Source organism: Halomarina oriensis (assembly GCF_009791395.1).
GTDB lineage: Archaea > Halobacteriota > Halobacteria > Halobacteriales > Haloarculaceae > Halomarina > Halomarina oriensis.
Genome location: NZ_WSZK01000001.1, coordinates 167,296 through 176,235, shown reverse-complemented (window position 1 = coordinate 176,235; position 8,940 = coordinate 167,296). Strand labels below are relative to the sequence as shown.

At 68.4% G+C, this 8,940-nt stretch carries 9 protein-coding genes; 3 read left to right on the top strand and 6 right to left on the bottom strand.

Features of this window, described 5'->3' with window-relative positions; all coding sequences use genetic code 11:
• Positions 1–134: 134 nt before the first annotated feature.
• From GQS65_RS00920 to GQS65_RS00900, 5 genes are all read right to left on the bottom strand, one after another.
• Positions 135–740: a TetR/AcrR family transcriptional regulator gene (locus tag GQS65_RS00920; RefSeq protein ID WP_394351419.1), complete on the bottom strand. Its 606-nt coding sequence runs from the start codon at positions 738–740 to the stop codon at positions 135–137.
• Positions 737–1,144 carry a DUF7575 domain-containing protein gene (locus GQS65_RS00915; RefSeq protein ID WP_158202783.1) on the bottom strand — a complete coding sequence of 136 codons (408 nt, stop codon included), beginning with the start codon at positions 1,142–1,144 and terminating at the stop codon, positions 737–739. Before GQS65_RS00915 ends, GQS65_RS00920 begins: the two co-directional genes overlap by 4 nt.
• A 425-nt stretch (positions 1,145–1,569) precedes the next feature.
• Positions 1,570–2,664 (bottom strand): glutamate-cysteine ligase family protein, encoded by a 1,095-nt coding sequence (locus tag GQS65_RS00910; protein ID WP_158202782.1) that lies wholly within the window; start codon positions 2,662–2,664, stop codon positions 1,570–1,572.
• A gap of 106 nt (positions 2,665–2,770) precedes the next feature.
• Positions 2,771–3,226: a GtrA family protein gene (locus GQS65_RS00905; RefSeq protein WP_158202781.1), complete on the bottom strand. Its 456-nt coding sequence runs from the start codon at positions 3,224–3,226 to the stop codon at positions 2,771–2,773.
• A 242-nt stretch (positions 3,227–3,468) separates the two neighbouring features.
• Positions 3,469–3,813 carry a DUF7344 domain-containing protein gene (locus tag GQS65_RS00900; protein ID WP_158202780.1) on the bottom strand — a complete coding sequence of 115 codons (345 nt, stop codon included), beginning with the start codon at positions 3,811–3,813 and terminating at the stop codon, positions 3,469–3,471.
• A gap of 227 nt (positions 3,814–4,040) precedes the next feature.
• Here GQS65_RS00900 and GQS65_RS00895 point away from each other — a divergent pair, with 227 nt between their 5' ends.
• The 3 genes from GQS65_RS00895 to GQS65_RS21810 all read left to right on the top strand — a co-directional run bounded on the left by GQS65_RS00895 (position 4,041) and on the right by GQS65_RS21810 (position 7,432).
• Entirely contained in the window at positions 4,041–5,630 is a 1,590-nt protein-coding gene (locus GQS65_RS00895; protein ID WP_158202779.1) for an ATPase domain-containing protein, read from the top strand.
• A 67-nt stretch (positions 5,631–5,697) separates the two neighbouring features.
• Positions 5,698–7,257 (top strand): bacterio-opsin activator domain-containing protein, encoded by a 1,560-nt coding sequence (locus GQS65_RS00890; protein WP_158202778.1) that lies wholly within the window; start codon positions 5,698–5,700, stop codon positions 7,255–7,257.
• Between the two features lie 43 nt (positions 7,258–7,300).
• Entirely contained in the window at positions 7,301–7,432 is a 132-nt protein-coding gene (locus GQS65_RS21810) for a hypothetical protein (protein ID WP_267902862.1), read from the top strand.
• A 6-nt stretch (positions 7,433–7,438) separates the two neighbouring features.
• On the opposite strand, the gene GQS65_RS00885 is transcribed toward GQS65_RS21810, so the two are convergent.
• A complete protein-coding gene (locus tag GQS65_RS00885) occupies positions 7,439–8,443 on the bottom strand; it encodes a TIGR04024 family LLM class F420-dependent oxidoreductase (RefSeq protein ID WP_158202777.1) in 1,005 nt (334 codons plus the stop codon).
• Positions 8,444–8,940 lie beyond the last annotated feature (497 nt).

Sequence of the window (8,940 nt, the reverse complement as noted above, 5' to 3'; positions counted from 1 at the left end):
GCCGAGGCGGCCGACCCAGAACGTGTCCGCGAGGTTGTACCCCACCTGGAGCAGTTGGGCGAGGACGATGGGAAGCGCGAGGACGACCAGCGGTTTCAGCAACGCGCCGTCGGTGACGTCGACGTCGCGCCCGCTCACCGCCGCCCCCGCAGGACCGTATCGAGGTAGGAGGCGAGCGAGACGCGGACCGCCGCCGGCGCACCCGTCCGGTTGGTCGTCGCGCGGGCGACCCGTGCCCCGTTGAGCGTCGCGACGACGTGTTCCGCGACCCGCGTCGAGTCCACCTCCCGGAACGACCCGTCTTCGATGCCGCGTTCGACGACGACACGGAGGTGGGCGACCAGCAGGTCGTCGATGTCGGTGAACTGCTCGCGGAACGCGGCGTTCGTCACCGCCTGCGACCGGAGTTCGCTCATCACCGTCTGGATGGCCCGTCGTTCTTCGTCGAGTTCCAGCGGGAGGAGTTTCTCGACGACGTGTTCGAGGTCGGTCATCGGGTCGCCCGTCGGGGCGGTCAGCACGTCCTCCTCGAAGCGGTCGCTGGCGAACGAGAGAAACGACACCAGCAGGTCGTCCTTCGAGTCGTAGTGGTAGTAGAGCGAGGACTTGCTCATCTCGAACTCGTCGGCGATGTCGGCGATCGAGAGGTCGTTGTAGCCGTGTTCGAGCATCGCTCGGAACGTCGCATCCATGATGCGCTCCTCGGTACTGGGCGCGTCGTCGGCGGGTTCGGCGTTCACCGCGACTCACCCCCCTCGACGGACCGCGCCGCGTCGACGTCGGTCGAACACCAGTGACAGAACTCGAGGTCGGTGCGCAGTTCGCCGCCACAGTGCGGGCAGCGGTCGGTGTCGACGGACGGGTCCCGCGCACGCCGGGTGTCGCGGGCCGCGACGACGGACGCGTCGAGCGCACAGGTCGCCGTGGCGAGCAGGAGCGGTGCCAGCGCGACGACGTCGACGCGTTCGCCGGCGGCAGCAGCGTCCACCGCAGTCTGTGGGACGACCACCGTCGTCGCCGCGACGACGGCGAACCACAGCGCCGCACGAACCCACCGGCGGAGGTAGAGGTGGCCAAGGCCGGTCACCGCGGGACTGAGGGCCGCCGCCAGCCACGGCCGCCCGGTCGTCCGTGAGTCGTTCATGTACTGACTGAACGTTCGTTCAGTATAAACCTTCCGCGACGGCTCTCGTGAACTGAGACGACGAGAGGAGACGAGGGTCTCGGCGGGTATCGTGGGGAGGATGGGCCGTGTCGGGGCGGCGGAGTCTCAGGGGTCGGTCGACGGCCGAGGGAGCGAAACCGTGCTTGAACCGTGTCGGGGAGTGGCCGTCGTCGACGTTCCGCCGCTCCGACGTACTGACTAATCGTTCAGTCAGGTATATGTCCTTCGATAGGCCGTCGAACCCGCTGTCGAAAGCGTACGGTCGATTCGTTCACAGCTCTGGAGGAATTCGAACGGTGACGGTCCTCACGCTCCACGAGGAGGACTGCCGACGGACCAGGAGGTGACGGCGACCACCGTCGCCGTCACACGGGAGCCGGCCGACACTACCGGGAGGGAGTGAGTCACGCCGAGTCGAATGCTGCCCGCCGGTCGAGGGCGGTGTGGAGCGCGTCCACGTCGCGTTCGAGCAGTCGAGCGGCCTCCAGTCTGACCCGGCGTGCCCGGTCGGCGGCGATGGTGTCGCCGGCGTAGAACTGCCCCGAGAGCGGGTGGTAGCGGGTCGTGTCGACGTCGAACGCTTCGAGGTACTTCCAGACGAACGGCGAGTCCAGACCGCGTTCGATGGCCGTCGAACTGAGTTGCTGGAGTTCCGCGTACTCGGGGACCCGAATCTCGTCGTTCGTGACGCCGGGGGCACCGACCGTGACGGGCAGGTCGGCGGTCCTGGCGACCAGCGGTGCGAGGTCCTCCAGCAGGGCGACGACGTGACTCGGCAGGGTCGTATCGGGCGAGCGCCACTCGACGGTCGGCGTCTCGCGGCGCAGTCGGACGGGCGTCGTCACCACGTCCTCGGGGTCGAAGTGGGCGGCGAACTCCTCGGCGCTCACGCCGCGGTTGCTCGCCATCGTCCGCAGGTCCTCGTAGCACCACTGGAGACGGCGCTCCCACTCCTCGGGGTCGTCGGTGTACGCCCAGAGGTCACGGTACTCGCCGAACTCGTGGCCCGCGCGATAGCGATAGGCGTACGCCCGCGAGGAGTTCGCCAGTCGCTCACCCTCGTAGAACGGCGAAGAGGCGACGAGCGCGAGCGCCGGGTCGAGCGCCGTCAGCAGGTTCAACTGCCGGGCGACGTTGCCCTGCTCGAAGTGGACGTGCGTGCCCGCGCAGTTCCTCGCCACCGCGAGGCCGTCGCCGTAGATGCGTTCGAGCAGGTCGCCCCGGTCGGAAGCGACCGGCGAATCACAGACGGTCAACGGCGTCCCGAGCGGCACGAGGTGTCGGTCGGTCTCGCGGGCGTGCGTGAGCAGCGTGTCGAGGACGTCGACGAGGCTCTCGGCGATACCCGCCGGCGACCCGCGCGGTGGCGTGACCACCTCGACGAGCGACTCGACGAACTCCGGCACCGCGAGGTCGTGGTGCTCGATCAGGTCGTGACCGGCACAGAGGGCTCCGTTCTCGTCGACCACCCAGAACTCCATCTCCACCCCGAGTTGCATGCCTCCGGGAGTCGGTGGGTGGGGATACCGCTTGCCACGGCGTGTGCGTGGTCGAGCAGCGAGCGTGTCGGAGGCCCGGTCGGCGAGACGAGGGGCGACCCGCCGCTCAGGCCCCCCACGTGAACCGCGAGTCGAGCACGTAGCGGTAGACGCCGCTGACGAGGATGGCGACGCCGTTGGCGACGAGCACCCACAGCGGACCGGCCCACTCGGCGAGGGGTGAGAGCGGACCGACCCACTCCACGAGGGCGTAGAGGACGCCCAACTGGAGCGGAATCGCGCTCCCGCGGACGACGTTCGTCGTCACGAGGCCTCGGAGGAAGGCACGGCGACTGTCGTTGCTCCGTTCGCCGAACGTCCAAGCGTTGTTCAGGAAGTACTGGAAGACGATGGTAATCTCGATAGCGACGGTCGCGCCGACGAGGTAGTTGAGACCGAGCGCGACGAACGCCGCGAGGAGGACGGTCTGGATACCCGCGGCGACGGCCCCCACGAGGACGAACCGTCGCAGTCTGACCGCCAACGGCCGGTCGACGACGCTCCGGAGGAGACTCACCTCCATCTATACACGGAGCGGTCGACGGCGGTCGGTCCCGGAACGTGCTCGTGTCGGGTCGTGTCTCCCCCGCTTCCCCCCGACCCGTCGGCCGCGCGCTCTTCCCCCGCGATACGTACCCATTGGGGGAGATACGGTGGCCTCCCGTCTGAAGGTTGCGGTCGGCGAACGTGTGTGAGCCGACGCCTCGAACCGCGAGACGGCGGTCGCTCGGCGGTCGTCGACGGCCCGAGAACTGGACGCCCGGTTCAGAGCACTCGGTCGAGCAGGTCGGCGTCGGGGTGGACGAAGACCCCGTTCTCGGTCCGGTCGAGGTCGACGAACCCCGCCTCGTCGAGCAGCGGCAGGTGCTCGCGGTACAGCGAGACGAGGACGCAGTCGAAGCGCTCCTCGTCGAACCGCGACCAGTCGCCGTCCAGTTCCTCGGCGACGACCAGTTCCGCGACCCGGTCGAGTTCGAGGACGTGGGTCCGCCCGTCCAGTACACGGAGCAGGGCACGGCGACGGGCGTCGCTGAGGACGCGACCGACGAGTTCCGACGACGGCGTGCTCGATTCGGCGAAGACCGACGAGGCGGCAATCTGCGATGACATTCTTCGTTCCCAGTACGCCATTCACGCGTTCGGTGATAGCACCTCGGCCTAAACAGTTTGGGCGGCGGTGCGGGAAACCGGTCAGCGGCTGTCAGAGGTCCGGAGACACCCATCACCGGTCACGTCGAGAGGCGACCGAGAAGAGCAGTCGGAAACGGGACCGGTGGCGGACGACAGGATGGAGCCGTGACGGAACACCTATATTCCAGTCGAAGATTCGTGGAGATATGAAGGAGGCACTCGACCGGGTCTCGACCGGTGTCGGCGGACTCGACGAGGTACTCGACGGCGGGCTGGTCGCCGACAGAACGTACATGATTCGCGGACAGCCGGGGGCCGGCAAGAGCATCCTCGGACTGGAGTTCCTCGTCGCCGGTGTCGACGCCGGCGAGGACGTTCTGTACGTCAACATGGAGGAACCCGAACGCGAGATCCGACAGAACGCCGCGTCGCTCGGCATCGACCTGGAGGACGTCGCGTTTCTGGACCTGAGTCCGGACTCGGAGTTCTTCGCCGCGGACATGAGCTACGACATCTTCGCGTCGGACGAGGTCGAGGGGGGCGAACTCACCGACCGAATCACCGAGCGCGTCGAGACGCTCGCCCCCGACCGTATCTTCGTCGACCCCATCAGTCAGCTCAGACAGCTCTCCCCCGACGAGTACCAGTTCCGCAAGGAGGTGCTCTCGTTCATGCAGTTCCTCAAAGAGCAGGGCGCGACGGTGCTGTTCACCTCCCAGGCGACGGCCACCACACCCGACGACGACCTCCAGTTCATGTGTGACGGCGTCGTCGAACTCGACCGTACCGAGAAGGGCCGGACGGTGACGGTCCCGAAGTTCCGTGGGTCGGGAACGCTCGACGGCGAGCACGCGCTTCGCATCCGCGAGGGTGGAATCGAGGTCTACCCCCGACTCCTCCCGCGACACCACCAGAAGGCGTTCCCCAACGAGACGCTCCCGTCGGGCGTCCCCGAACTCGACAAACTGCTCAACGGCGGCATCGAACGCGGGACGGTGACCATCGTCACCGGGTCGCCCGGTGTCGGGAAGACGACGACGGGCGTCCAGTTCATGAAGGAGGCCGCCGGGCGGGGCGAGCGTTCGGTCGTCTACTCGTTCGAGGAGGCGAAGAACACGCTCGTCCACCGCTGTGAGTCCATCAACATGCCCGTCGAGACGATGATGGAGAAAGGGACCCTCGCCATCGAGGAGGTCGAAGCCCTGCGCCTGTCGGCGACGGAGTTCGCCCACATGGTCCGGGAGGAGGTCGAGGCCAACGACACGAGCATCGTCATGATCGACGGTGTCGAGGGGTACAAGCAGGCGTTGCGTGACGCGGACGAGGAACTCGCCCGCGAACTCCACTCGGTCTGTCGCTACCTGAAGAACATGGGCGTCACCGTCATCCTGATGAACGAGATTCCGACCGTCGTCGGTGAGTTCCAGTTGACCCAGGCCGGCCTGTCGTACCTCTCGGACAGCATCGTGTTCATCCAGCACATCGAGATGAACTCCCGCATGCGGAAGGTCATCGGCGTGCTCAAGAAGCGAACGAGCGACTTCGAGCGCAACGTCAGGCAGTTCCGTATCACGGAGTACGGCGTCGAGATCGGCGAACCGCTCGACGGACTCACGGGCATCCTGACCGGCAACCCGACGTACGAGAACGCCGACCCCGGCGTCGGGAGTCGCTCACGCGAGCGGGCACGCGAGAAGACCCGAAACGTGTTCGGGGACGACGACGACCGGGCGGGGAAGCGAGGGCCCCCGAGACAGCACCACGCTGGAGACGACCACGGGACCGACTGGCCGTGACGACGGCACGTCCCGGTCGGGGCGTGGGTCGTCCCCGGCCCGTGTCGGACCCGCGGGGGACGACGCGGTGAGTCGTATCCTCCTGCTCACGGAGTCCGGACGGAACCAACGGCTCCTCGCGGAGTGGCTGGCGACCCAGTACGACGTCGTCGAAGGCGACGACGCCTCGGCACTCGACGACGAGTTCGACTGCTGTCTGGTCGACCGGACGATGCTCGGTCGTCACGAGGACGCGCTGATGGAGCGCAAGCGACGGGAGCGGCCCGTCATGCTTCCGTACCTGTTCGTCGTCTCCAAACGCGAACGCGACCGGATGGGGCCGGACCTCTGGAGACGAATCGACGCCGTCGTCCGTGACCGTGTCGACGAACTCATCACCGCCCCCATCAAGCAGGCCGAACTCAAGGCACGACTGGAGAACCTGCTCCAGTCACGGGCGCTCTCCGTGGAGTTGCGCGAGCAGCGAGACGCGCTGCGGACCCTCGACCGACTGAACGTCGTCATCCGTAGTATCGACCAGTCGCTCGTCCAGGCGTCGACCCGCGAGGAGATCGAGCAGGCGGTGTGTGAGCGCCTCGTCGACGTCGACCGGTACGTCGGGGCGTGGATCGGCAACGACCGAGCGACGACCCGGACGGTCGTCTCGCGTGCGACCGCCGGAGTCGTCGGGACGCTTCCCGACGAGGAGGGTGGACCGACCACCCGGACGGTCGAGACGGGCGAGCGGACGGTCGTTCGGTCCGTCCACGAGGGCGAAGACGAGTGGCACGACGCCGCCAGCGACGTCGACGTCACCGCCGCGATCGCGATCCCCATCGTCTACGAGGCGACGACCTACGGTGTGTTGACCGTCTACGCGGACGACCCCGAGGCGTTCGGCGACGAGGAGGAGGTCGCCGTGCTGTGTGAACTCGGTGAGACCATCGGTCACGCTATCAACGCCGCCGACAGCAGGCGGGCACTGCTCACCGACCGCGTCACACAGTTCGAGTTCGGTATCGACGCCCCCGACGCTCCGCTTCGCGGGCTTGCGACGGCGGCGAACTGCTCGTTCGAGTTCCGCGGTATCGTCTCGGCGACCGACGGGTCGTATCTGGAGTACTACTCGGCGTCGGTCGACGACCCCGAGACACTCGTCGAGGCGGCCGACGGGGTCGACGACGTCGAGCGGATTCGCCACGTCGGCGACCACGGCGGCGAGTCGCTGTTCGAGCTTCGGTTCGACCAGCACGTCGTCCAGACTATCGGGGCGCTCGGCGGCCGAGCGACCGCGCTACAGGCCGACTCGACCGGCTACCGCGTCACCGCGGAGTTCCCACGCGACGCCGACCGTCACACCGTCGTCGACTCGCTGGCGACGGCCTACGGGTCGGCCACGCTGCTCGCTCAGCGCGAGACCGAACGGGAGTTCACCTCACAACAAGAGATCTGGGAGTCGTTCCGCAGTCGTCTCACCGACCAGCAGTGGCGCGCGCTCAAGGCCGCCCACCTCGCCGGGTTCTTCGAGTGGCCCCGCGGGTCGACCGGCGAGGAGGTGGCGGACTCCCTCGACATCTCCGCACCGACGTTCCACGAACACCTCCGGGCCGCCCAGCGAAAGCTCCTGGAGACGCTCGTCGACGACTGAGACGGACGGCCCGCGAATCGAGGTCGGCGCGAACCGTCACGTCGTGCCGTATCTCGTCGCCCTCGGGGAACTGGTCGGCGACGCCATCACCGGCGTCCTCGGGGTCGGACTCGCGGTCGTCGTGTTCGACGTCCTGGCCGTTCGGCGGCGCAGTCGACGGGCGACGGAGCGGTAGCGAGCCTCAGCCGACGACCGCTTCCAGCGTCTCGCGTTCGTCCTCGCGGTCCATCCCCTCGACGAAGCCGACGCGGACGGCGTCCACGCCGTCGACGGTCGCGAACGTGTCGAGGCGCTCGCGGACCGTCTCGGGCGTTCCACAGGCGGCCAGTTCGTCCAGCAGGTCGTCGGGGAGCGCGGCGGCCATCGCCGCGGTGTCCCGGTCGTCCCACGCCGCACGGACCTCGTCGACCACGTCGGAGTAGCCCTGTTCGGCGACCGACTGGCCGTAGAACGGGCCGTACGCGCCGACGAGGAACGCGACCGTCGAGCGGGTCGCCTCGCGTGCACCCGCCGGGTCCTCGACGCTGGCACAGCATCGAATCAGCGGGGCCACGCGCACCTCGTCGGTCGAGCGGTCGCCGAGACCCGCGCCACGGTCGAGGTCCCCGAGGCGGTCGGCGAGGCCGTCGGGAGTGAACAGCTGTGGCACCCAGCCGTCGGCGAACCGGCCCGCGAGTTCGACCGCCTTCGGGCCGAGGGCGGCGACGTCGATGGGCGGCGGGTCGTCGGGTACCGGCCGGTCGTAGGCGAGACCGCCGATGTCGAACACGTCCCCGTCGTAGCTGACGCGTCCGCCCTCGTACACCTCGTGGACGATGTCGATGGTCTCGCGCAGGCGGCGGAGCGGGCGGTCGAACGCCGCGCCGTGCCAGCGTTCGGCGATGGCGGGCGAACTCGTCCCGAGTCCCAGACGGAATCGGCCGCCGGTCGCCTCGTGCATCGTCAGTGCGGTCTGGGCGAGGGCGGTCGGGGCGCGACCGAACGGCGAGAGGACGTCCGTCGAGATGCCGATGCGCTCGGTTCGCTCGCCGACGACGGCGAACGTCGTCACCATGTCGCGGCCGGTGGTCTCACCGGCCGAGACCCGGTCGAACCCCAGTTCTTCGGCCAGTCGCGCCTGCTCGGCGATGGAGTCGAGCGTGTCGTGGGCGCTGGCCCGGACGACGAGGTCACGTGCGACTGTCATAGCGGGGCGACGGCCCCAGGGTGGGTAACTGTTGTCACGCGTCACGGTGACGGTGACGAACCGCCACCGCTCGCTCACCGAGAGAGACACGGACGAGGACAGGACGTCACGGGGGACAGTCCGACCCGCGTGCGAGTACGCGTGTGAGTCTGCCACACGGCGCGTGGACGTACACCCGACCCGGGTCGTCACGGACGGTCGACACGACCGCCGACCGGCGAGGGGTCGTCGTCGACGACGGAGGCCGACGGTCGTGATTCCGGGGTGGTGAGTGGTTACTGGCCACCGAACGCCCCGAAGACCGACAGGACGCGGGGGTCGACGCTACCCGACGGTGCGGCACGGCGGCCGGACCGGCCGGGGCCGTTCGGCCGCGACGTAAATGTCGGCTTGCTGAGTAGCGGCGACTGTTGCTGCGTGCAAACGTCGACGTTCGACGCGGTGGGAGAGTGGGACGACCTTCGGGGGTTATCTCCTGAACTGGCGTCTGAGCCGAC

What these genes read in the sequence shown, in the direction of transcription:
- GQS65_RS00915 (WP_158202783.1), bottom strand. Translation starts at nt 1,144, where the DNA reads ATGAACGACTCACGGACGACCGGGCGGCCGTGGCTGGCGGCGGCCCTC.
- GQS65_RS00910 (WP_158202782.1), bottom strand. Translation starts at nt 2,664, where the DNA reads ATGCAACTCGGGGTGGAGATGGAGTTCTGGGTGGTCGACGAGAACGGA.
- GQS65_RS00905 (WP_158202781.1), bottom strand. Translation starts at nt 3,226, where the DNA reads ATGGAGGTGAGTCTCCTCCGGAGCGTCGTCGACCGGCCGTTGGCGGTC.
- GQS65_RS00900 (WP_158202780.1), bottom strand. Translation starts at nt 3,813, where the DNA reads ATGTCATCGCAGATTGCCGCCTCGTCGGTCTTCGCCGAATCGAGCACG.
- GQS65_RS00895 (WP_158202779.1), top strand. Translation starts at nt 4,041, where the DNA reads ATGAAGGAGGCACTCGACCGGGTCTCGACCGGTGTCGGCGGACTCGAC.
- GQS65_RS00885 (WP_158202777.1), bottom strand. Translation starts at nt 8,443, where the DNA reads ATGACAGTCGCACGTGACCTCGTCGTCCGGGCCAGCGCCCACGACACG.